Origin of the sequence: Mycobacterium lehmannii (genome assembly GCF_001499925.1) — a bacterium.
GTDB classification, from domain to species: domain Bacteria; phylum Actinomycetota; class Actinomycetes; order Mycobacteriales; family Mycobacteriaceae; genus Mycobacterium; species Mycobacterium lehmannii.
Map to the genome: position 1 here is coordinate 46,619 of NZ_LQIR01000016.1, position 22,336 is coordinate 68,954.

Consider the following 22,336-nt stretch of genomic DNA (forward strand, 5'->3'; position numbering starts at 1 on the left):
GGTTGCGTCCAATGGTTGGCGGTAGTCATGAGCGGTCTCGGTGTCCGTAGCGCCCGCGTCGTCGCCGGCACGGCGGCGATGACAGGGCTGTTTCTGGCGCCGACGGTCCTTGCCGACGATCCGACGCCACACGAACAGTCCGCGCCCTGCTATCCCGGCATCATCCCCGGGAACCCCTGGGCGAAGTCGTGCAACTTCGGGCCTCGACCGCCGCGAGTACGTGGTGGCCCGCCCGACCAGACGGCGGTAATCGCCTGCCGCGACATCCCCGGATGCCTGTCCGCGTTCGTCAACAATCCCTGACGAGCGTTTCAATGAACGTACCGACGGCAACATTTCTGTTATGACCAACGACGTCGAGAAACGCTGGGACCGGCCGAAAGCGTTTCGGGCCGCTGCCACCTATGCCGCGGTGGTGGTCGCGGTGGCCGCCGTCGCCTTCGTCATCTACGCCCTTGTGTCGAAGACCTCGGTCGTCGCCGCCTCGACCGTGCCCACAATCCTGTTGCTCGGCGGTATCGGCGCGTTCATCAAGACCTACCGCGAGTGGAGGGCGCAGGGCACCTGGGTCCAGTGGCAGGGCGCCGGATGGTTCCTGCTCCTGCTGATGCTGGTGTGCCTGTCGATTCCCGGCGCGGCCGCGATGGCCGATTAGGGCGCGGCCTGACTATTCCGGCTGGTTGGCTTCCGCCTTCTCGTCGGCCTTCCCGTCCGACTGCTCGTCGGCCTTCTTCTCGCCGCCTCCGTCGGCTTTCGCTTTCTCGCCGCCTCCGTCGACGTCCATCTCCCGGAGCTCACGCTTCAAGATCTTGCCGGTCGGATTGCGCGGCAACTCGTCGAGGAAGACGACCTCGCGCGGCACCTTGTAGCGCGCCAGATGCTCACGGACATAACCCTTGATGTCGTCCTCCCCGATCGAGGCGCCGTCGGTCTTGACCACGAAGGCCCGCAGCCGGTGACCCCATTCCTTGTCCTCGACGCCCACCGCGGTGGCCTCGACAACCTCCGGGTGTCCGCTGATCAGGTCCTCCACCTCGGCGGGGAACACGTTCTCGCCCCCGGACACGATCATCTCGTCGTCGCGGCCACTGACGTAGAGCAGACCGTTCTCGTCGAAATAGCCGACGTCGCCCGACGACATCAGCCCGTCGATGATCTGCTTGTGTCCGCCCCCGGTGTAGCCCTCGAACGGGAAGAAGTTGCCGACGAAGATCCGCCCGACCTCGCCCTGGGGCAGTTCGTTGCCGTCGTCGTCCAAAATCTTGACCTTGACGCCCTTCACGACCGGTCCGACGGTGGCCGGGTTCTTCTCCAGATCCTGGGGTCGCGCGATCGTGGCGAACGCGATCTCGGTCGACCCGTAGAGGTTGTAGATCACGGGTCCGAGCATCTTGAGCCCGCGCTGCGCCATCTCGGCGCCCAGCTGCGACCCCGATACGAACACGATCCGCAACGACGACAAGTCGGGCTTGCGATCCATGTCGTCAAGCGCATCGAGCATGCGCGACAACATCACCGGAACGACCACCACCGCGGTCACTTTGTGCTCCTCGATGTCCTCGAGGACCTTCTGGGCCTTGAACCGCCTGCGCAGCAACAGCGTCGTGCCCAACATCATCGAGATCGTCGCGTGCAGGAAGCCCAACGCGTGGAACATCGGCGCCGGAAGCGCGGTGATCTCGCCACCCTTGAACGGCACATGCGAGAGCACGCCGCCGATGGGAGCGAGGGTGGGCGGTGTACTTCTGTTGGCGCCCTTGGGTGTTCCCGTCGTCCCACTGGTCAGGATGATCACCGACGAGTGCTTGGTCGCCTTGGGCGCCGACTTACCGGAGTGGCGGGAGACGAAGTCCTCGAGCGTCTCGTCGGTGCTGTCCGACGGTTCGTCCTTATCGGGATTTACGCCGAGCGCGCGCAACTTGCCCAGCGGCGGATCCGCCTTGGACACGGCCTGGCAGTACTCGTCGTCGTAGATGATCAGCTTGGCGCCCTCACGTTCGGACACCTCCTTGACCTGGGGTCCGGAGAACTCGCTGTTGAGCAGGATGATCCGCGCGCCGGTGCGGGCGGCGCCGTACAGCGCGACGAGGAACCACCGGTGGTTGCGGGCCAGGATCGCGACCCCGTCACCGCCCTTGACGCCCTTTTCGAGCAGGCCGTTGGCCACTGAATGTGCGGCGTCGTCGAGTTCTTTGAACGTCATCTCGCCGAAGTCGTCGATGATCGCGGTGCGATCGGGCGTGCGGCGGGCGTTCAGGGCCGGGATCATCCCGAACTCGCCCCAACGCCGGATGTCGGCGAGCATTCCGGCGACGTTCTGCGGGGGTTCGATCTTGAACGCGCCCGCTCCGAACATCTTGGTGGCGTAGTGCAGCTCGGCCGACCCGCGTTCGACGAGTTGCTGAGCCTTGGCGAGCGCTTGCGACGGGAGCTCGGAGAGTCTTGCCATGTCCCCACCATATGTGACCCGCGTCGCAGTACGGCCGGGAAACTAGCATGACGCTATGGCCGCACCCCGGTACCTTGAGGTCGAGGGTCACCAGGTGCCCATCAGCCACCCCGACAAGGTGGTCTTCCCCGATATCGGCGTCACCAAGTCGGACTTGATGCACTACTACCTCAGCGTCGCCGACGGCGCCCTGCGCGGTGTGCGTGACCGGCCGATGATCCTCAAGCGGTTCGTCAAGGGCATCACCGAGGAGGCGGTGTTCCAGAAACGCGCCCCGAAGAAGCGGCCTGACTTCATCGACGTCGCCGAGTTGAAGTACGCGTCAGGGACGTCGGCGGCCGAAGCGGTGCTGCGCGATGCGGCCGGCCTGGTGTGGGCGGTCAACCTCGGATGCGTCGACCTCAACCCGCACCCGGTTCGGTCAGACGATCTCGCGCATCCCGACGAGCTGCGCGTCGACCTGGACCCGATGCCGGGTGTCGAGTGGCCCCAGATCATCGACGTCGCGATGGTCGCCCGCGATGTGCTCGAGGACCACGGGCTGACGGCATGGCCCAAGACATCGGGATCGCGGGGCTTCCACATCTACGCCCGCATCCAGCGGCGGTGGCCGTTCAAGTTCGTCCGGCTCGCTGCGCAGGCGGTGGCGCGCGAGGTCGAGCGGCGAGCGCCCGAGATCGCCACCGCGCGCTGGTGGAAGGAAGAGCGCGAGGGCGTTTTCGTCGATTTCAACCAGAACGCGTTCGACCGGACGGTCGCCTCGGCCTATTCGGTGCGCGCGACCCCTGACGCCAGGGTGTCGACGCCGCTGCTCTGGAGCGAGGTGCCCGGATGCCTGCCGGAGACGTTCACGATCGCGACGGTGCCACAACGGTTCGCCGAACACGGTGACCCCTGGGAGGGCATAGACGATTCAGCGGGCTCGCTGGACGCGCTGCTGGACCTCGCCGACCGGCTCGGTCCGGCGGAAAGGGCACCACGCGGGGCCAAACGTTCGAGCGCAGGAACCGGTCGGCGGGTCTCCTCGAAGCCGCTCATCGAGATCGCCCGCACAAAGACCAAGGACGAAGCGATGGCGGCGTTGGACGAATGGCGACGACGGCACCCGACCGCAGCCGAAAAGTTGGAACCGGCAGACATTCTGGTCGACGGTATGCGGGGTCCCAGCTCGATCTGGTACCGCATCCGGATCAACCTTCAGCACGTGCCCGAAGACGAGCGCCCCGCCCAGGAGGAGTTGCTGGCCGACTACAGCCCGTGGGAGAACTACTCCGGACCCCAGTGGATGCGCGATAGTTGACGATTCAAGGCTCTTTCGCTTCTTACGAAAGTATTAGCCGCTGCTCCCGGTGGCCTTAAGTTGGCCGCTTACCTTGAGTACCAAGGTCGAGTTGAGGTGCTACAGGAGGCAGTGATGTACGGAAATCCGTCATTCGAATGCGCCGGCGCCCAGCTTCATGCGGTGTGCCGCCAGCTGGCGACTGTCGTGACCATCGATGGGATCATCGATGAAACCAACATCGAACGGATCACCGCATTCGCGCGCCGGTTCGTCCTCGCGGAAAAGCCGTTCGTCCTTAACCTCAGCGGTGTGAGTTCGTGTGCGCGACAGGTTGTTTCGTTGATGTACGACATCGACGAGTGCTGCTTCGACACCGATGTGGAATGGACTGTCATCCCCAGCAACGCCGTCGAACGCGTGCTGTGCGCTTCCGGAGTGAGTGTGCCGGTCGCCGATTCGGTCCCCGATGCGCTTGCGCAGTTCGCAAGCGACCTCAACCAACGGCGTCGCCCATTGCCGCTGTTGACCCAGAAGACCGCATAGCGGAAGGCGACCAGGTGCTTCTCGATATTCGCTGGCTCGGTTACCTGCTTGGCCGTCGGCATCCGACGGCCAAGCAGACCGGCCACGCCTTCTGAACCCGCTTCACCGTCGACCGACGCCGGTCCTCGACACGCGATGCGGTGGATCGTCGACGGTATGAACGTGATCGGTTCGCGCCCCGACGGCTGGTGGCGTGATCGTCATCGCGCCATGGTGACGCTGGTCAAGCGGTTGGAATCCTGGCGTGCTCACGGCGATGACGTCACCGTGGTGTTCGAACGCCCACCCCAGCCTCCGATCGACTCGTCGGCCGTCACCGTGGCCTATGCTCCGCGCCCGGCGCCCAATTCGGCCGATGACGAGATCGTCCGCCTGGTCCTCGCCGACGACCGGCCTGCCGATATCAGCGTGGCCACGTCCGACCGCACCCTTGCCGAGCGGGTACGCGAGGCCGGCGCGTCCGTCGTCCCGGCGGAGAGGTTGCGCGATCTCATCGATCCGCGGTGACGCCTGCGGGCCGCCAATCGGGCGATCGGCCCAAGTGGCGCAGCACCCGATCCAGGTCGCTCGCCCCGGCCTGAGGTTCCACGGCACGCGCGAACGGTGAGTTGTCCGCGTCTCGAATTTCACCGTCAGGTACCCCCATCGCCAGTGGCACGACGGCCGCAACGACGTCGTCGGGCAATCCGAACGGCACACCGATGCTGCGGGCGACGTCCCACCCGTGCACGACGTAATCGACGAAGTGAAAACCGATCGCCATCGCACCCGGAACCGTGGCGTCCTCGCCGAACTCCGGTAGCACGAACGTCGCCTCCAGCACCCCCTCGCCAGCGAACGCGGCCACCACCTCCGCGGCCGCGGCGGCATAGGCGCCGCCAGGGTTGGCGCGGACCGCGTCCGCGACGGTCAGGGGCCTCCACACCCCGAGATCGCCACCCGCTCCGCGAGCGGAGGCGGCAAACCCCTTGTGCTGCACGGTCATATGAGTCAACAGGTCGCCGAGGTCCCACCCGCCACACGGCGTCGGACGATCGAGGTCATCGACCGTCACTCGCGAGACGATGTCGACGCTGGCGTTGATCGCTGTTCGATGGAACGGTCGGAGATCGGTAATAGTAGACATACGCTTACGATATGCCTCTGCTTATCATTGGTCAACGCTTAATATTCCTGCATGCCGTCCAAGCCGCGACGACGAGACCTCGCGGCGATGCTCGCCCCGCTGATGCGCCGGCTGATCGCCCTGGAGACCCCCGTGCTCGCCGAACACGGCGTTTCGATGTGGGGTTACGCCGTGCTGTCAGCGCTCGACGAGTCCCCGGTGCGCAGCCAAGCCGCACTCGCCGAAGCCATCGGCGCCGACAAGACCCGGATCATCCCCACGCTCGACGAACTTCAGGAGCGCGGCTACATCGAGCGCGTACCCGACCCGGCCGACCGGCGCGTGCGTCTGCTGGAGATCACCGAAGCCGGCCGTGCTCTTAAAGATTCGGTGCAGACGGAGATCCAGCGCGGCGAGGAGCGGTGGCTTTCGGCGCTCTCCCCCGCCGACCGGCGAGCGTTCCTGCGGGCCCTGCACGAGATGACGGGTGTCGAGGACACCCCATAGGGTCTGAGAAATGAACCGCCTCGACCGCTTCTTCGAGATCTCGGCGCGCGGCACGACGGTCGGCGCGGAGGCCCGCGGCGGGCTGGTCACGTTCATCGCGATGGCCTACATCATCGTCCTGAACCCGATCATCCTGTCCAGTTCCACCGACGTCACCGGCGATCGGCTGCGATTCGCCGAGGTTTCGGCGGTCACTGCGCTGGCTGCGGGCGTGATGACGATCCTGTTCGGCCTCATCGCGCGGATGCCGTTCGCGTTCGCCGCCGGTCTCGGCATCAACTCGTTCGTGGCGACGACGCTCGTCGGCTCCCTCACCTGGGCCGAAGCCATGGGACTGGTGGTGATCAACGGGCTCATCATCGTCGTACTGGCGGCGACCGGATTGCGGCGGCTGGTCTTCGATGCCGTACCGATGCAGCTGAAGCTGGCCATCACGGCCGGCATCGGGCTGTTCATCCTGTTCATCGGCCTCGTCGACGCGGGGTTCATCGGTTCGACGGGCGTCGCGTCACCGCCGGTCGGCCTCGGCGGCAACGGCAGCGGCTCCATCAGCACCGTACCCACCGTCGTCTTCGCCTTCACGCTGCTGCTGACGGGCATCCTGGTGGCCCGAAAAGTGCGGGGCGGCATCCTGATCGGACTCGTCGCGGGCACCGTCGTTGCGGTAGTGACCGAGTCGATCTGGCACCTCGGCTCTGCCGCGGACAAGCCCGGAGGCTGGAGCCTGTCGGTCCCGACCCTGTCGGGCTCACCGTTCGCGCTTCCCGACCTCTCGCTCGTCGGCGCCTTCAGCATGGACAGCTTCGGTCGCATCGGCGTGATCGCCGCGACCATGTTCGTGTTCACGCTCGTGTTCGCGAACTTCTTCGACGCAATGGGCACGTTCACGGGCCTGTCCCGCGAGGCCGGGCTCGCCGACGAGAAGGGCACCTTCCCGCGCCTGCGGGCGGCCCTGATCGTCGAAGGCGCGGGCGCCGTGGTCGGCGGCGCATCCTCGGCCTCGTCGAACACGGTGTTCGTCGAATCGGGTGCGGGCATCGGCGAGGGCGCCAGGACCGGGCTGGCCAACATCGTGACCGGCGTCCTGTTCCTCGCCGCGATGTTCATCTCTCCGCTGGCGTCGGTGGTACCCACGGAGGTGGCCGCCGCCGCGCTGGTGATCGTCGGGTCGATGATGGTATCGCACCTGCGACACATTGACATCTCCGAGTTCTCCGTCGCGCTGCCCGTAGTGCTGACGGTGGCCACGATGCCGTTCTCGTACTCGATCGCCAACGGCATCGGCGTCGGCTTCATCGCGTGGGTGGTGCTGCGGTCGGCAGCAGGAAAAGCCCGCGAGATCAGCCCACTGTTGTGGGTGGTCGCCGCGGGCTTCCTGCTGTACTTCGCGCGAGGTTGGATCGAGTCGCTGCTCGGGATCTGACCCCCCCTCAGCGGTCGGCTTGTCGCTTTTCCTTCTCGGCGTCGGCGAGGTCGTCGATCTTGTCGGCCTGCGCACGCGTCGTGGCCGCATCGACGCGCTTGTCCTGCGCGTCGGCCATCTTGGCGCTGGCCACCTTCGCGACGGTGCGCTCGGCCGCGTCGATCTGCTCTTCTTCGCGGCGCTTGGCGGTCTCGACGTTCTTCTTGCGCTGTTCGGCGATCTCGTCAGCCTTCTTCTTGTCCTCGGCGATCTTCTTCTCGGCGTTCTCAACCGCCGCGCGCTTGCGCTCCTGCGCATCGGTGCGCGCCTGGCGGGCTTCGGCCTCGGTCTCCTCGAACGTCTTCTGCTTGTCCTGCAGCGCCTTCTCGCGGGTCACCTTCAGCTCTCGGCCCGCCTGCTTGACGTTCTCGTCGGCGGCCGCGTCGAGTTCTGCCGCGCGGCGCAACGCGTCGCTGCGCTCGACGAGGGTGGCGCCGCGCTTCTGGAGCTCGTGATCACCGAGCGCCGTGCCCACCGCGGTGTCGAGCATCCCCAGGGAACGCTCGTAGAACAGCCGGGCCGGCGCTTCGTCGTCCATCCGGGCGACGAAGCGGTCGTCGATCAACTGCAGCGGCACACGGGCCACCTGGTACTGAAACTTCAGCACCGCCTTCGGAATAGCGGTGAGGCTCATCGGTTCAAGCTCCTTCTACGCCCTGCTCAGGCGTCGTCGTTGAGGTTTTCGGCCTGCCGCCGGATACGGGCGGCCTCCGCTTTCGCGCTTGCCGACTCCTCGACGGCTTCGCGGTGGTCTTCGAGCGCGCCGGCGAGCTGGGTGTCGGCGTCGTGCACCCCCGCCCGCTGCTCGGCCCTGGCTTCGCGCGCCTTGCGCTCGGCGTCGATTTCGGCCTGGGTGCGCTCGCGCTCGAGCTGCTGATGGGCGGCGGCTTCGGCGGCACGCTTCTGGGCGGCCTTCTGGTTCTCCACCGCGCCCTTTTCGGCGGCCGCTTCGGCGTTCGCCGCGGTGCGCTCCTTGGCGCCCTCGCGCTTGGCCTCCACCACATCGCTGCGGGCCTCCCGCGCCTCCGCGTCGGCGACCGCGTCGATCGTGTTGGCTTCTTTACGGCGTTCGGCCTCGGCCTGCTGCAGTTGGCCTTCGGCGGTCAGCGAGTCGTTTCCGGTGATGGCGCCAAACATCTCTTTGGCCTTGCCTTTCACCGAGTCGATCAGGCCTTCGCGTGCCTGGCCGGCCTTGTCGTGGTCCGTCATTCGGGCCTCCTCTCAAGGGTCAAGGTTCCACATGCTGTGGGGTCCGAAACCCTCTGTGGGCGGATGCACAGCAATGGCTCAATCGCGTAGGAGATCGGGCGCGTCACCGGCGCGGCCCAGCAGCAGACCCAGCACCGACACGTTGAACACACCGAGAAGCTGGGCACCCGAGTGGTGACCCGCGAACGTGAGGGCGTCGTAGTCCGTGGTCACACCGGGGATGAAACCCAGCACTCCGGCGAGCAGTAAAACCGCCCCGACGGCCACCGCCGCCCGCTACACGGGGGGCGCCGCGCTGTCGGCGCCGCTTTGGGTGAGCCCTGAGATCCTGGAACAGCCATCGCCCGGCGGGATAGCCGTTCGCACCCGATCGAAACGCTGCGATCATGTGTCGCGTGACAGCGACCACGATTCCGGCCATCGCTCTGACCGGCTACCTCGGCGCGGGTAAGACCACGCTGCTCAACCACGTGCTGCGCCAGCCGGGTGCCCGCGTCGGTGTCATCATCAACGACTTCGGCGAACTCAACGTCGACGCGGCACTGGTCACCGGGCAGGTCGACGAGCCGGCCTCGATCGCCGGGGGCTGCATCTGCTGCCTTCCCGACGAGGGCGGGCTCGACGACGCGCTGGCCAGGCTCGCCGACCCGAAACTCGGCCTGGACGCAATCATCATCGAGGCCAGCGGACTGGCCGACCCGATAGCGGTGTCGCGGATGATCCGATTCAGCGGGGTGGAGCGGGTGCGGCCCGGCGGCATCGTCGATGTCATCGACGCCGCCGCGCATTTCGACACCGTCGACGACCACGCGACCCCGCCTGCGCGATACGGCGCGGCCACGCTCGTGGTGGTCAACAAACTCGACCAGATCTCCGAGGACGCCCGCGACGAGACGCTCGGGCGAATCGAAAAACGCGTGCGCGAACGGAATCCGGACGCACACGTCGTGGGTGCCACGGCCGGACGTGTCGACCCGGCTCTGCTGTACGACGTGTCCGCATCCGTCGACGTCGGCGAGCAGCTCTCCCTGCGCGAATTGCTCGTCGACACCGAAGACGCCCATGACCACCCGCACGTGCACGCCGATTCGGTCACCGTGACCAGCAACGGTTGCGTCGATCCCGCGGCGCTGATCGACCTGCTCGAAACGCCACCCCCGGGCGTGTACCGGCTCAAGGGCACGGTCGCGGTCCGGTACCGAGAGCGCACGCGCCGCTATGTCGTCAATGTGGTCGGCACGTCTGTACACATCGCGAACGCGCGGTCTACGGCGGTCGCCAACGGACTCGTCGCGATTGGCACCCATCTCGACGTCGACGACGTCCGCGCGCGCATCACGGCGGCGCTGGCACCGCACCACGGCGTGGTCTCGGCCGCGGGGGTTCGGCGGCTGCAGCGCTATCGCCGGCTCAGCGTCTGACACGCGCCTAGGGTGAGGACATGAGCGCCGCCGAGCAGCGCGCCGGGGTCGACCTGACCAACCTCGATCAACCGTTGAGCCCGGACGCCGATGCCACCAAGCGCGATCTGATCAATTACCTCGACGCGGTATCCGATCGAATCCTTCCCGGCCTCGAGGGACGTCCCCTGACGGTGTTGCGGGTGCTGCGCGGGCGGGCGCCGTTCATGCAGAAGAACGTGCCGAAGTACACCCCGGACTGGGTGAAGACCGTCTCGATGTGGGCCGAGTCCTCCCACCGCGAGGTCCGCTATGCCCTATGCGACGATCGGCGCACGTTGCTGTGGATGGCCAACCAGCGCGCCGTCGAGTATCACCCCACGCTCGGGTTGGCAGAAAACATCTACCGCCCAACGCATCTGGTGCTTGACCTCGACCCGCCGGAGGGAAGCGACTTCGCGGCCGTCGTCGCCGCGGCTCACCTCGTGCGGCAGGCGCTCTCGGACTGTGGTCTGGCCGGAGCGGTGAAGACGAGCGGCGCAAAGGGAGTGCACGTGTTCGTCCCTGTCGACGACAGCGCACCGGTCGACGACGTCGCGGCAGCCACCCGCGCCCTCGCCGCGCGAGCAGAATCACTCGATCCGTCCCGCGCCACAACGGCTTTCATCGTCGACGACCGCGAAGGCAAAGTCTTCATCGACTCCACCCGCGCCGGTGGTGCGACGGTCGTCGCCGCATACAGTCCCCGGTTGCGCCTCGGCACCCCGGTGTCGTTCCCGGTCGCCTGGTCGGACCTCGACCGCATTACGCCGGCGGACTTCACCGTGCACAACGCCATCGACGTCCTGGGCGGCAGCGACCCATGGGCGCAGGCGATGCCGGCACCGCAGACGCTGCCAGCCGATCTGATCGAGCACGGTAGGACCATCCCCGTCGCGCGGGTCGCCGCGATGCACGAAGGCAAGCGGCGGGCGCGTGCGCGCCGCAACGAGGACGGCTGACTTCGGGATTCACCCGGCCGGTTAGCGGGTATCGACAGCGCATCGGCGGAGGGATTCCGGGGATGGTGGGCTGGCTGGACCGGCTGCAGCGACGCAACCGCCGCGTTGGTTTCGTCATCGCGGTGATCTACAAGTACGTCGACGATCAGGGCGGTTATCTGGCGGCGCTGATCACCTATTACGCGTTCGTTTCCCTGTTCCCGCTGCTACTACTGCTGACCACCGCGCTAGGGGTGATACTCGTCGGCCACCCGGAGCTACAGCAACAGATCCTGCAGTCCACGCTCGGCCAGTTCCCGGTTATCGGTAGCCAGCTCGAACGGCCGGAGCAACTCAGCGGCGGCGCCACGGCCGTCGTGGTCGGTATCGCCGGCGCCCTCTACGGCGGCCTCGGTGTGGGGCAGGCGCTGCAGAACGCGATGGACTCGGTATGGGCGGTGCCCCGCAACAACCGCCCGGACCCTATCCGGTCGCGGCTGCGCAGCCTGCTGCTGCTGTTCGTGCTCGGTTCGGCCGCGGTCACCGCGACGGTGCTGTCGGCGGTCGGCCACGCGACCGCCAGCCTGGGGTGGTTCGGCAAAGTGGGCGTCACCGTCGCCACCGTCGCGATCAACGCGCTGATCTGTCTGGTCGCATTCCGCGTCACCACCGCCCGTTCCGTGTCGTACCGCGACGTACTGCCCGGCGCCCTCACCGCGGCGGTGATATGGCAGCTGCTGCAGTGGTTCGGTGCGAACTACGTCTCCCACGTCGTCAAGTCGACCAGCGCGACCAACAGTGTGTTCGCGTTGGTTCTGGGCCTGCTTGCGTTCCTGTATCTGGTTTCGGTGACGTTGGTGATGTGCGCCGAACTCAACGTCGTGCGCGTCGACCAGCTGTATCCCCGTTCACTGATGACGCCGTTCACCGACGACGTCGACCTCACCTCGGCCGACCGGCGCACCTACACCCGCCGGGCGAAAGCCGAACGGGCGAAAGGCTTTCAGAAGGTCAGTGTGCGGTTCGACCCGACCCGTGACACTTCTTCTGATCAATCCGGCGAGGTGTCGGGCAGCCAGGGTTGATCCCAGTTGTCCACCGCCGCCACTTCCGACAACGGCTTACGATGGACTGTGTGATGGTGGCCCGCCGGCCATCCCACCGTCACCAACGCCGCCGGCATCCAGTCGTCCGGGATCCCGACCAATGAACGCAACTGCTCTTCACAGCCCGTGTGCCACAACGTGATCGCCGCCCCGAGCCCCTGGGCCCGGGCGGCCAACAGGAAATTCTGCACCGCCGGGAAGATCGATCCGCCTTGCTGCAGCTCCGATGCGCCGGCCTGCGGCCGGACGCAGAAGAGAATCAGGCCGGGTGCGGCGCCGCCGCTCCGCATGTGGTCGGCCATTGATCTCAGTACCCGAGACCGCGGATCGTCCGCACCGTCATCGGGGGACGTGATCCCGTAGAACCGCTGCAGCTCGTCCCACGTTCGGTGTGCGGCCGCGGTGACGAGCGCACGGGCTTGTTCGGAGCGCAGCACCACGAACCGCCATGGCTGTTGGTTGGCGCCCGACGGCGCCCAGCTGGCCGCCTTCAGGCACCTCTCCAGCGTGGCATCGTCGACCGGTTCGTCGCGATACCGCCGCACCGCCGACGCGGTCTCCATCACCGTCCAGACGTCCGTGGACACGGCCGGGGTTGGGTTCACGGCGTTGTCGTGCCGGGTAGCACGCCCCGCCATGTGCCGCCGCGCACGGGCCCGGTGATCAACGGCAGGTCCAGCGTCGACAGCACTCCCGGCGGTGCGGCCATCACGGCCGGGATGGCGTTCAACTCACGCATCACGGTCGCATACGTCAAGCCACGCATGTTGTTTCCACGCCCGTGCATTTCGATGTCGACGGTGTAGGTGGGCAGCCCGTCGACGATGACGCGGTAACCCCCGTGCGGGGAGGGGTGGCGCGGCCAGTCCGGAGCCGCCTGCCCACCCATGCGTGTGATGTGCTCGAGCACGACGCGTTCCTCGTCGTCCACCATGCCCGCCAGCTTGAACCGCATGCCGCCCATGGTGCCCTGGTCGATCCAGCCCGATGCGACCTCGTACCGCTCGGTGGCCAACCACTTCTCGATCGTGGTGACGACGTGGTCGAGAGGAAGGCCCACGCCGTCGGCGACGAGATGGACTGTCGGTGCCCACAGCGCCGCGAGGCGCTCGGTGTCGAACAGCGGCGCCGGATGGTCGGGCGCGTGGCCGAAACCCATGAAGTCGAACATGATGTCGGGCTGGTTGATCGGGCCGTAGTCGAGTATCTCGAGCATGGTGATGGTGTCGACGCGACTGCTGAATCCAGTCATCGTCAACGCGATGACGTCGTTGGCCCACCCCGGATCCACGCCGCTGTTGAAGAAGCTCGTGCCCCCTTCCTCGCACGCCGACGCGACGAGCTCGGCGGTGTCCTTGTCGGCGGCAGGCGGGTAACACATCGGAACGAGCGAGGTGCACACGACGTTCTTGCCCGCGCGCAGGCACCGGGCGATGTCCTCGGCGGCCTCCCGGTAGCGGTAGTCGCCCGAGGCGAAATAGGCGACCACGTCGGCGTCCAGTGACAGCGCGGAATCGATGTCGCGGGTGGCGATGACTCCGGTCGCGGGCATGCCGCACAGCGCACCGGCGTCCATGCCGTCCTTGGCCTCGGCGTGCACGACCACGCCCGCGAGATCCAGACCGGGGTGAGCGATCAGCGCACGCAACGCGCCGACACCTACCTGACCTGGCCCCCACAAGATCACCCGCGGGTTACGTTGGCAGTCCGACATGTGCACCCTTTCAGTCGATCCATCCAACTCGTGAGAACATACCTTCTCAATAAACGACAACACCATTGCCAGATTGGCCTGATCCGGAGGACACGATGAGCGAGTATCAGTTTCTGAAGTGGGAGACGTTCGACGACGGCCAGATCGTTAGGATTTCGCTGAATCGTCCGGAGCAGCGCAATGCGCAGAACCGCGGGATGCTGGTCGAACTCGATGAGGCGTTCGCCCGCGCCGAGGCCGACGACACCGTTCGCGTGGTCATCCTCGCGGGCGAGGGACCGATGTTCTCCTCCGGCCACGACATCGGTTCCAAGCAGGCGCGTGCCGAGTTCATGCCGGGGCCGGAGCAGCATCCCACGGCGGCCATCAACGGCGGGACGCGCGAGGGCGCGGAGAAGATCATGCTGCAGGAATGGCACTACTTCTTCCAGAACAACCTGCGCTGGCGCAACCTCCGCAAGATCACCATCGCGCAGGTGCACGGCGACGTGTTCTCGGCGGGTCTGATGCTGATCTGGGCATGCGACCTGATCGTGGGCAGTGAAGAGGTGCGCTTCGCCGACGTCGTGGGCACCCGGTTGGGGATGTGTGGCATGGAGTACTTCGGCCATCCGTGGGAGTTCGGCCCGCGGCGCACCAAGGAGCTGATGTTGACCGGCGACGCCATCGACATCGAGGAGGCGTATCGGCTCGGGATGGTGAGCAAGATCTTCAAGCGTGACGAATTGGCCGATCGCACACTGGAAATGGCACGGCGGATCGCGACGGTGCCGACGATGGCGGCGCTGCTCATCAAGGAGTCGGTCAATCAGTCGGTCGACAACATGGGCTTCTACAACGCGCTGCAGTCGTGTTTCACGTTGCACCAGCTCAACCACTCGCACTGGGTGGGCGTGCGCGAGGACAAACGGGCGACCGCCGGTGAGGAGCAGGGCGTGCCGAACTGGCGGACCGCTCCCCCGATCGTGTTGTCGGTCAAGGATCAGGTGCGGGTCGAATCCTGACGACCGTGCACCCGCGCCCTCCCCTCTGCGCCGAACGTGGGTTACCGTCACGCGTTCGGCGGGCAAGGCGTGCATCAACCCCACACTCGCGATAGGCAGAGCCGAGTCAGCCGGCGACTGGTCCGTAGCGGGCGTCGGCCACGCGGTCCAGGGCGACCGCCGGCTCGCCGAACACCATGGCCCAGCCGCGGACCCGCCGGTAGTACAGCTGGATGTCGCCCTCCATCCCAAAGCCGTAGCCGCCGTGGATGTGCAGGCTGCGATAGGTCGCGTCACGCGCGGTCTCGTAGGCGAACGCGAAGGCCATCGCGGCCAGCTCGGTCGCTCGGTCCGGTTCGTCGGAGAACGCGCACGCCGCTTCGAAGGCCAACAGACGGGCACCGTCGGTCGCGGTGGCACTGTCCGCGAGCGGATGTGACACGGCTTGAAAGGCGCCGATCGGAGTGCCGAACGCGCGGCGTTGCTTGGCGTATTCGACACCCATCTCGACGGCCTTGGCCGCGGCGCCCACGAGGGCCGCGGCGGTAAGGGTGAGCCACAGGTCGACCGCGTTCGAAAACAACCGGCGTCCCTTCTCGCCTTCTGCGAGAACGATGGCGTCATCGTGGACGGTCACGTCCGCCAGCGGTAAGGATCCGAGGTTCTGCACGTGCGCACGGTTTTCGTTCGACAACGCGACGAGACGCCCGCCGACCAACGCCACCACGGCATCGGCGACCGCGCCTCCGGGCGCCAGCGCCAAGACATCGCCGCCATAAGGCCTGGGCGCGAAGGTGACGAGCTTGTCCGCCGACAGGGCCGAACCCAACAGGTCGTCCCCGCCGCAGGCCGCCAGCAGTCGCGCGGCGATCTGCGCCTCGATGACCGGTGCCGACGCGATCGCCCGGCCGTATTGCTCGGCGATCAGCGCCAACTCGAGCTCGGAAGCCCCCCACCCGCCATGGGATTCACCGACCGCCATCTCGATGACGCCGGTCTGGACGAGGGTCTCCCACAGCTTCGGATCGAACCCGAGCGGTTCTGCGGCACGCACCCGTTGCGACGTCGACTCGCGGGTATACATCGCGGCGAAGGAATCGACGAGTTGTCGCTGTTCGCCGGACAGGCTCAGGTCCACCGGACATCCCTCACATGCGAATATGGATACTCTCAGTTTTGAGAGTAACATTATCGGCTGCGCCGTCCGCACGCCCCGTCTGCGACAGATTGGTTACCGCTCATGCATTTTCAATCCGACGCCGCGACCGAAGTCTTCCGGGACAGCGTGCGTGACCACCTCGACGACGTGTTGACCCCCGACTTCGAGGAGCGGATCTACCGCAGCGGTGTCGCACATGACGACGACTTCGCCAAGGGGCTCGTCGAAAAGGGCTACTTCGCTCCCGGCTGGCCGACCGAACTCGGCGGGCAGGATCGGAACGCTTGGGAAGAGCAGGCGCTCAACGAAGAACTCATGCGCACGGACGCGCCGGTATACCTGTCCGAGACCACCCGGATGGTGGCGTCGATCATCCGGCAGATCGGTACACCCGCGATGAAGGAGCGCATCCTCGCCGGTGCACTGAACGGCGACATCACCATCGCACTCGGCTTCACCGAACCGGAGTGCGGCTCGGATGTGGCGGCCGCGGCCACGAGGGCCGTGCAAGACGGCGACGGCTGGGTCATCAACGGCTCCAAGATGTTCACGACCAACGGTCACATCGCCGACTACGTCTTCCTGCTGGCCCGAACCAGCCCCGAGAAGCCTAAGCACAAGGGGCTCACGATGTTTCTCGTACCGACGAGCTCCGACGGCTTCGAAGCGCAAGCGGTGTGGACGCTGTCGGGCGAGCGCACCAACATCACCTTCTACAGCGACGTGCGCATCGGCGACGAGTGGCGCATCGGTGACGTCGACGCCGGCTGGCAGGTGCTGGGCCTGTCGCTACAGGACGAGCACGCGTCAGGATGGGGACCGCACATCGCGCGTCTCCTGCACCACGCCGAGGAGTGGGCGACCACGACGCACGCGCCCGACGGATCACCTGCGATCGCGAAAGCCGAGGTGCGGCGGCGGATCGCGCGGATAGCGATGGAACTCGAAGTGGCGATGCTCCTACAACGCCGATGTGTGTGGATGACCGAGAACGGTCGTACGCCCGTCGCCGAGGGGCCGATGTCGAAGGTGTTCTCCACTGAGTCGCTCGTGCGCGCCAGCCAGGACATCGTCGAACTCGTCGGACCCGATGCGATGCGGTCCTTTCTCGAGCCCACGGCACCGGAGCGTGGCCGCTTCGAACACCTCGTGCGGTTCTCGCTGGGGACCACGATCTACGCCGGCACCAGCGAGGTCCAACGCACCATCATCGCCCAGCGGGGACTCGGCCTACCCCGTTAGGTCCTTGGGCTTGCGGGTAGCCCGCCTCCGCGGCGCCGACTTCGCGGTCACGGTCTTCTTGGGCGCGTTCGCGGGCGGCGTCAGCGCCTGCAGGCACCAAGCCCACAGCTGATCCTCCGTGAGCTCGGCGCCCTTGACGCCCAGATGGAACACGCCGATCTGCGCGAGCGCGATGAGCGTCGAGTTCAGCAAGGTGGTGAGCTGGGCGGGCGTTAGATCTTTGCGAACCAGACCGGCGCGTGAGCACGACGTGAGGATCTTGGTGAGCAATTTCTGATGCGGCTCCCAGATCTTCGCGAAGTCTGCGGGCCGCTCGATCTCCAGGCTCAGGTTGTAGATCGTCATCACTCGGCCGCCGATGGCCTCTGACGACTCTGCACGCGAGAGGAATCCCCGGCAGAACGCCTCGAGCTGTTCCATGGGACCGTCCGCGGCCGCCACCTCGTGGCGGATCGCTTCGATGAACTGGCTGGTGGCGTTCTCGTAGAGCGCCAACAAGAGCTCTTCCTTACCCGCGAAATGCTGGTAGAACGCGCGCAGGCTGAGGTTCGAGCGGTCGATGAGGGTTTGGATCGTGAAATCGGCCCGTCCGGATTCCTCGACCAGCTCGAGGGCCGTGGCCAAGAACCTCGAACTGCGCGCGAGTGCACGCGCGCGCGCTTGGCTGAGTCGCCGCTCGATCGTTCTCTCCTGCCAGCTACCCGGCATCTCGACGTCGGTCTCGACGAGTTCCAGATCGGCTTCCGAGTCGCGGGCACTCCGCTTCTTAGCAGTCATGATTACCTGAGAATACGCGTTCCCCGCTCGATTCTGCTCAGCTACCTACACGTGCACCTTGGCGGAACCGGCGTCAAGCCGCCGGGCTTCATCCGGCATCGGGCTCTCTCACGGTCTCCACCTGCCGGTCCCAAACCTGTACGGTATTGTGAAAACATTGATTCTCGATTGCGGAAACACGTGTTTCGCGATTGTGCCGCAAGCCGTTCCTTAAGGAGTGCAGCGTTGACCGCAGACATCCTGATCGTCTCACCCGACGACCATCTGGTGGAACCGGCCGATCTGTGGACCAGCCGGTTGCCCGAGCGCTATCGCGATGTCGGACCGCGGATCGTCCGGCACCGGGGACGCATGGACCCGTCGGTCACCTCCGACGTCGCGTTCATCGAGGATGACGACGGCCGCGACGCCGACATCTGGCACTACGAGGATTCGATCATCCCGATTCCGCTCATCAGCGCCGCTGCCGGTTACGAACTCGACGAACTCTCCACCGACCCGATCACCTACGACGAGATGCGCCCCGGCTGCTATCGACCGGCCGACCGGCTCGCGGACATGGACGTCGCCGGCATCGAGGCCTCCGCTTGCTTTCCCAACACGCTGGTCCGGTTCTGCGGCCAGCGCTTCCTCTACGCCAAGGACAAAGAGCTCGCGTTGCTCTGCGTGCAGGCCTACAACGACTTCCAGATCGATGAGTGGGGCGGCGGCTCGAACGGCAGGCTCATTCCGCTGGGCATCATCCCCCTGTGGGACGTCGAGCTCGCCGTCAAGGAGGTCGAACGGGTAGCGGCCAAGGGCATGCCTGCGGTGTGCTTCTCGGAGCTGCCTGCGCGACTGGACCTGCCGTCCATCCACAGCGGTTACTGGGACTCGTTCTTCGCCGCGTGCGAGAGCAACAATGTCGGCATCATGCTGCACATCGGGTCGAGCTCGTCGCTGACGAAGTCATCCCCCGACTCTCCGCACGTCGTCACCAGCGCACTGATGGCGGTCAACTGCACCATCGCCCTGGTCGACTGGCTGTTCTCGGGCAAGCTGCGGCAGTTCCCCAAGCTCAAGCTCGCGTTCGCCGAGGCGCAGGCCGGGTGGATCCCTTACTACCTGCAGCGCGTGGACGAGGTCTGGGAGGACCGTCGGGCGTGGGGCGGCATCCACCCGCTGCTGACCGAGCCGCCGAGCACGCAAGTCCCCGGCCGCGTGTGGTTCTCCACCTTTGGCGACCCGGTCGCGTTCCGCATCCTCGATCTGGTCGGACCTGACCAGCTGATGTTCGAGACCGACTACCCGCACAACGACACGAATTGGCCCAACAGCATGGACGTCGCCAACAAGGCGACCGAGGGCCTCGATGAGGAAACCAAGCGGAAGGTGTTGTCCACCAACGCGAAGAACTTCTTCGGCTTGGCCTAGCGGTCTAGCGCGCTTGCCAGTCGGGCTTGCGCTTCTCCAGGAATGCGCGCGGGCCCTCGATCGCGTCTTTGGTCAGGGCCACCTTCATCCGATAGTTCTCGGCGAGCAGCTCCGCTTCGTATATCGGCAGCGTCAGCCCCTTGCGCACCGCCATTCGCGAACCGCGCACCGCAAGAGGCGCATTGGAATTCACGATCTCGGCCACCTCCCACGCCCGGTCCATGAGCGTCTCGTGGGCCACTATCTCGGTGAACACGCCGAGATCATAGGCGCGCTGCGCGTCGAGCTGCTCGTGCCTGCCCATCAGGATCAACCGCATCGCCACGGGGAGCGGCAGGATCCGGGCCAGCCGAACCCCTTCACGCCCGGACGTGACGCCGATGCTGACATGCGGGTCCATCAACGTCGCGCGTTCGGACGCAATCGTGATGTCGGCCGTCGTGACGAGGTCCATGCCCGCACCACATGCAATGCCGTTGACAGCACAGATGATCGGCTTGGTCATCTGCAGCCACGGGGGTGTGGCCTCCTGCGGCGCATCCCATTGGCGCATGGAGCTGAGGATGGGCTCGCCTTGGTTGTCGATCCCCGCCGCGTTCTCCATGTCGTGGTCGGCCGCCTTGTTGACGTCAGCCCCGACGCACAGTGCGCGGCCGGCACCGGTGATGATCACGGTCCAAATGTCCTGCGACCGTTCGATTTCGGCGTACACCTCTGCGAGTTCGGCGATCATCGCGTCGTTGATCGCGTTGAGCACCTCGGGCCGGTTCAGCGTCACACACGCGGTGTGACCGGAGACCTCGAACATGACGGTGTCGTAATTGCTCATCTCACTCCGCAGCTGCCGTGTCGCGGGCGGTCGGCCGGACGCCCAGGATTTCTTCGAACCGGTCGCAGTAGCGCGGCCACACCTCCGGGTTGAGTAACCGCGGCGGTATGGCGCCCGCGAAAATCGTCTGCCACTGGCTGGCGGTGGCGACTGCGATGTCGCGAGCCGCCTCGACGGTGATGCCCGCGACATGTGGCGTCGCGACGACGTTGTCGAGCCTCAGCAGCGGGTTGTCGTGTCTCGGCGGCTCCTCGTGGAAGACGTCGAGTCCCGCGCCCGCGATACTCCCGCTCACCAGGGCGTCGTAAAGCGCCTCTTCGTCGTGCACCGGGCCACGCGCGGTGGTGATGAAGTACACGGTCGGTTTCATCGCGGCGAATTCCGCACGACCGAACAAACCTCGCGTCTCGGCGGTCAGCGGGCAGGTGACCTGAACGAAGTCGGATCGTTCGACCAACTCGGAAAGCCCGACCCGGACCGCGCCCCTGCCACGGGCGGTCGCGTCGTCGACGTAGGGATCGAAGACCAGGACATCCATCCCGAACGGAGCGCACAACTCGACGAGCCGTCCGCCGATGGCGCCCAATCCGACGACTCCAAGCGTCTTGCCGAACAGCTGAGTGCCCCGCAGTACCAATCGATCTCCGATCGGACCACTGCGCAGCGCCCGGTCGGCGGCGGTGATCTTCTTGGCCAGATCGAGCATGAGTCCGAGCGCATGTTCGGCGACGGCTTCGGCGCCGGGACCGGAGTTGTTGCACACCGCCACGCCCGCACGGGTACACGTCGCGACGTCGATCACGTCATAGCCCGCCCCCGCCGAACATACGGCAAGCAACTGTGGGCACCGATCCACCAGCGTCGGGCCCGCCAGCCACTGCGCGCCATCGTCGATCGAGGCGACGTCTGTTCTAGTGGCGACCTGATACCCGTGCGCCGATTCCAATGCTGCCCAACCCTGTTCGGCGGAAGCTCGGAGGTCGAGCTTGACGAGCTCGATGTCGGCCCCCGCCAGGATGTCTCCTGCGACCTGATCGGTCCATCTCTCGTAGACCAGCCGCGGACGGGTTGTCATCGCTTGATTTTGGGCTTCGCTTGAGCCGCCTTGAACATGTCGGCCAGTGCGGGGTCGACGTTCTTGTAGTCATTGCGTGCGATCGCGCCGTCGCGGCCCGGAACGGGGTCGTAGCCCAGGCGCAGATCTTTGTTCTCCATGTGGAAGTACTCCCGCCCGACGGGGAGGCGGCGATCCCCGCGCGGCACCTCCATCCACGCCCGCAGGAAACAGCGTGCCTTCTTCGGGTCGGTGCTGCTGACGAAGTCCGAGCGCGAGTGGCACATCGCGAAGTTGTTGGCGACCGCCGCTTCACCGGACTCCAACCGGAACTCAACCTGCTGTTCGACCAAAACGGTGCGCAACAACTCGATGGCCTCGTTCTGTTCGGCGGTGAACTCGCGGCCGAGGGTGTGCATGGCAGGCAGGATGCTGCTGAAGGTGAAGTTGATGCAGATACGACCGTCGATCTGCGAGAAGACCGGCACGTCGTAGGGGGTCACGTCCGGTTGATCGTCGGGTTGCTCGCTGCGCCGGTGGTGCGGGAACCCTTGGTAGAGCACGGGGAGCAGGTCGGGACGCTCGTTGAGAATCCGGTTGTGTGCGGCCGGGCCGCTCGCGAACTGGCTCTCGCCACCCTCGGCCGCGGGGTACACGCAGAGCAGCGACAGGATGTCCGCCGCATCGTTGTGCATCGCAAGCTCGGCTCGGGACTTTGTGCCACGCGCCGGTTGTACGCCGTTGGGCAACACCTCTTCCTGCACGCGCACCATGCGGTGACCGAACGAGTTGTTCGACACCAGGTAGCCGAGGTGGGTACAGAATGCCCAGTAGATGCGTTCCAGGTCCTCGATCGAATGCTGTTCGACGGGGAAACCGCGCACACACGCCAGGCCCCTGCCGAACATCAACTCCCGGTACAGCCGCGCGAGATCCTCGTCGAGATCCGGATGCCGGGCGTCCTCCGGCGTGATGTCGTCGCGACCCTTTCGCGCGGTCTTGGCCAGTATGGATTCCAGCGCAGCCACATTGCTCGACGACAGGTCGAAGGTGAAGTCCTCCTTGCTGCTGAAGTCGGCACCGGTCCATGCCATGGGGTCGGTGACTTGCTCGGTGTAGATT

Annotated in this window: 24 protein-coding genes and 1 pseudogene; 13 read left to right on the forward strand and 12 right to left on the reverse strand. The window is 66.1% G+C overall.

The window, feature by feature from the left end; genetic code table 11:
- Window positions 1-27: 27 nt before the first annotated feature.
- Both AU192_RS11235 and AU192_RS11240 read left to right on the forward strand, forming a co-directional pair.
- Complete coding sequence (locus AU192_RS11235; protein WP_109395597.1) at window positions 28-303, forward strand: hypothetical protein; 276 nt, start codon at window positions 28-30, stop codon at window positions 301-303.
- A 40-nt stretch (window positions 304-343) separates the two neighbouring features.
- A complete protein-coding gene (locus AU192_RS11240) occupies window positions 344-655 on the forward strand; it encodes a hypothetical protein (RefSeq protein WP_064396067.1) in 312 nt (103 codons plus the stop codon).
- A 12-nt stretch (window positions 656-667) separates the two neighbouring features.
- On the opposite strand, the gene fadD2 is transcribed toward AU192_RS11240, so the two are convergent.
- On the reverse strand, window positions 668-2,449 hold the full coding sequence (fadD2, locus tag AU192_RS11245; protein WP_064396069.1) for a long-chain-fatty-acid--CoA ligase FadD2: 1,782 nt from the start codon (window positions 2,447-2,449) through the stop codon (window positions 668-670).
- 55 nt (window positions 2,450-2,504) lie between these two features.
- On the opposite strand from fadD2, the gene AU192_RS11250 reads away from it, so the two are divergent.
- The 3 genes from AU192_RS11250 (at window position 2,505) to AU192_RS11260 (ending at window position 4,781) form a co-directional block, all read left to right on the forward strand.
- Window positions 2,505-3,749, forward strand: a complete 1,245-nt coding sequence (locus AU192_RS11250) for a DNA polymerase domain-containing protein (protein ID WP_064396071.1) — start codon at window positions 2,505-2,507, stop codon at window positions 3,747-3,749.
- A 186-nt stretch (window positions 3,750-3,935) separates the two neighbouring features.
- A complete protein-coding gene (locus AU192_RS11255; RefSeq protein ID WP_332888884.1) occupies window positions 3,936-4,274 on the forward strand; it encodes an anti-anti-sigma factor in 339 nt (112 codons plus the stop codon).
- Window positions 4,275-4,409: 135 nt separating this feature from the next.
- Complete coding sequence (locus tag AU192_RS11260; RefSeq protein WP_064396075.1) at window positions 4,410-4,781, forward strand: NYN domain-containing protein; 372 nt, start codon at window positions 4,410-4,412, stop codon at window positions 4,779-4,781.
- Here AU192_RS11260 and AU192_RS11265 read toward each other — a convergent pair.
- Window positions 4,765-5,400 carry a TIGR03086 family metal-binding protein gene (locus tag AU192_RS11265; RefSeq protein WP_064396078.1) on the reverse strand — a complete coding sequence of 212 codons (636 nt, stop codon included), beginning with the start codon at window positions 5,398-5,400 and terminating at the stop codon, window positions 4,765-4,767. The genes AU192_RS11260 and AU192_RS11265 overlap by 17 nt on opposite strands.
- A gap of 51 nt (window positions 5,401-5,451) precedes the next feature.
- Between AU192_RS11265 and AU192_RS11270 the strand changes: the two genes are divergently transcribed.
- The gene (locus AU192_RS11270; protein WP_064396079.1) at window positions 5,452-5,886 is read left to right on the forward strand and encodes a MarR family winged helix-turn-helix transcriptional regulator; all 435 of its coding nucleotides are present in this window, start codon (window positions 5,452-5,454) and stop codon (window positions 5,884-5,886) included.
- Window positions 5,887-5,896: 10 nt separating this feature from the next.
- Complete coding sequence (locus tag AU192_RS11275) at window positions 5,897-7,309, forward strand: NCS2 family permease (RefSeq protein ID WP_064396081.1); 1,413 nt, start codon at window positions 5,897-5,899, stop codon at window positions 7,307-7,309.
- A gap of 7 nt (window positions 7,310-7,316) precedes the next feature.
- Here AU192_RS11275 and AU192_RS11280 read toward each other — a convergent pair whose 3' ends face one another.
- The 3 genes and pseudogenes from AU192_RS11280 to AU192_RS11290 form a co-directional block, all read right to left on the reverse strand.
- The gene (locus AU192_RS11280; RefSeq protein WP_064396083.1) at window positions 7,317-7,982 is read right to left on the reverse strand and encodes a hypothetical protein; all 666 of its coding nucleotides are present in this window, start codon (window positions 7,980-7,982) and stop codon (window positions 7,317-7,319) included.
- Between the two features lie 26 nt (window positions 7,983-8,008).
- Window positions 8,009-8,557 carry a CsbD family protein gene (locus AU192_RS11285; protein WP_064396085.1) on the reverse strand — a complete coding sequence of 183 codons (549 nt, stop codon included), beginning with the start codon at window positions 8,555-8,557 and terminating at the stop codon, window positions 8,009-8,011.
- Between the two features lie 99 nt (window positions 8,558-8,656).
- Window positions 8,657-8,824 (reverse strand): annotated as a pseudogene (locus AU192_RS11290) (DUF4383 domain-containing protein); the annotation flags it as partial.
- 119 nt (window positions 8,825-8,943) lie between these two features.
- Between AU192_RS11290 and AU192_RS11295 the strand changes: the two are divergent.
- The 3 genes from AU192_RS11295 (at window position 8,944) to AU192_RS11305 (ending at window position 12,022) form a co-directional block, all read left to right on the forward strand.
- Entirely contained in the window at window positions 8,944-9,978 is a 1,035-nt protein-coding gene (locus AU192_RS11295; RefSeq protein WP_064396087.1) for a CobW family GTP-binding protein, read from the forward strand.
- Window positions 9,979-9,998: 20 nt separating this feature from the next.
- Window positions 9,999-10,958, forward strand: a complete 960-nt coding sequence (ligD, locus tag AU192_RS11300; RefSeq protein WP_064396089.1) for a non-homologous end-joining DNA ligase — start codon at window positions 9,999-10,001, stop codon at window positions 10,956-10,958.
- A gap of 62 nt (window positions 10,959-11,020) precedes the next feature.
- Window positions 11,021-12,022: a YihY/virulence factor BrkB family protein gene (locus AU192_RS11305; RefSeq protein WP_064396091.1), complete on the forward strand. Its 1,002-nt coding sequence runs from the start codon at window positions 11,021-11,023 to the stop codon at window positions 12,020-12,022.
- Here the strand turns inward: AU192_RS11305 and AU192_RS11310 are convergent.
- Window positions 11,989-12,606 (reverse strand): nitroreductase family protein, encoded by a 618-nt coding sequence (locus tag AU192_RS11310; RefSeq protein WP_064396120.1) that lies wholly within the window; start codon window positions 12,604-12,606, stop codon window positions 11,989-11,991. The two genes, AU192_RS11305 and AU192_RS11310, sit on opposite strands and share 34 nt — an antisense overlap.
- A gap of 38 nt (window positions 12,607-12,644) precedes the next feature.
- The gene (locus AU192_RS11315; protein ID WP_064396122.1) at window positions 12,645-13,730 is read right to left on the reverse strand and encodes an NAD(P)H-dependent amine dehydrogenase family protein; all 1,086 of its coding nucleotides are present in this window, start codon (window positions 13,728-13,730) and stop codon (window positions 12,645-12,647) included.
- Window positions 13,731-13,852: 122 nt separating this feature from the next.
- Here AU192_RS11315 and AU192_RS11320 point away from each other — a divergent pair, with 122 nt between their 5' ends.
- Window positions 13,853-14,761, forward strand: a complete 909-nt coding sequence (locus AU192_RS11320; RefSeq protein ID WP_064396093.1) for an enoyl-CoA hydratase — start codon at window positions 13,853-13,855, stop codon at window positions 14,759-14,761.
- Between the two features lie 106 nt (window positions 14,762-14,867).
- On the opposite strand, the gene AU192_RS11325 is transcribed toward AU192_RS11320, so the two are convergent.
- Window positions 14,868-15,878 (reverse strand): acyl-CoA dehydrogenase family protein, encoded by a 1,011-nt coding sequence (locus tag AU192_RS11325; RefSeq protein ID WP_064396095.1) that lies wholly within the window; start codon window positions 15,876-15,878, stop codon window positions 14,868-14,870.
- A 102-nt stretch (window positions 15,879-15,980) separates the two neighbouring features.
- Between AU192_RS11325 and AU192_RS11330 the strand changes: the two genes are divergently transcribed.
- Window positions 15,981-17,141 (forward strand): acyl-CoA dehydrogenase family protein, encoded by a 1,161-nt coding sequence (locus tag AU192_RS11330; RefSeq protein WP_064396097.1) that lies wholly within the window; start codon window positions 15,981-15,983, stop codon window positions 17,139-17,141.
- Here AU192_RS11330 and AU192_RS11335 read toward each other — a convergent pair.
- A complete protein-coding gene (locus tag AU192_RS11335; RefSeq protein WP_064396099.1) occupies window positions 17,130-17,918 on the reverse strand; it encodes a TetR/AcrR family transcriptional regulator in 789 nt (262 codons plus the stop codon). The two genes, AU192_RS11330 and AU192_RS11335, sit on opposite strands and share 12 nt — an antisense overlap.
- Window positions 17,919-18,143: 225 nt before the next feature.
- On the opposite strand from AU192_RS11335, the gene AU192_RS11340 reads away from it, so the two are divergent.
- Window positions 18,144-19,331 carry an amidohydrolase family protein gene (locus AU192_RS11340; protein ID WP_064396101.1) on the forward strand — a complete coding sequence of 396 codons (1,188 nt, stop codon included), beginning with the start codon at window positions 18,144-18,146 and terminating at the stop codon, window positions 19,329-19,331.
- Between the two features lie 4 nt (window positions 19,332-19,335).
- Here the strand turns inward: AU192_RS11340 and AU192_RS11345 are convergent, their stop codons facing one another.
- Genes AU192_RS11345 through AU192_RS11355 form a run of 3 tightly spaced genes read right to left on the reverse strand, consistent with a single transcriptional unit; the run spans window position 19,336 to window position 22,335 of the window.
- A complete protein-coding gene (locus tag AU192_RS11345) occupies window positions 19,336-20,160 on the reverse strand; it encodes an enoyl-CoA hydratase/isomerase family protein (protein ID WP_064396103.1) in 825 nt (274 codons plus the stop codon).
- Between the two features lies 1 nt (window position 20,161).
- A complete protein-coding gene (locus AU192_RS11350) occupies window positions 20,162-21,235 on the reverse strand; it encodes a hydroxyacid dehydrogenase (RefSeq protein WP_064396105.1) in 1,074 nt (357 codons plus the stop codon).
- Window positions 21,232-22,335 carry a TauD/TfdA family dioxygenase gene (locus tag AU192_RS11355; RefSeq protein WP_242656939.1) on the reverse strand — a complete coding sequence of 368 codons (1,104 nt, stop codon included), beginning with the start codon at window positions 22,333-22,335 and terminating at the stop codon, window positions 21,232-21,234. The genes AU192_RS11350 and AU192_RS11355 overlap by 4 nt, the downstream gene beginning before the upstream one ends.
- Between the last annotated feature and the right edge of the window lies 1 nt (window position 22,336).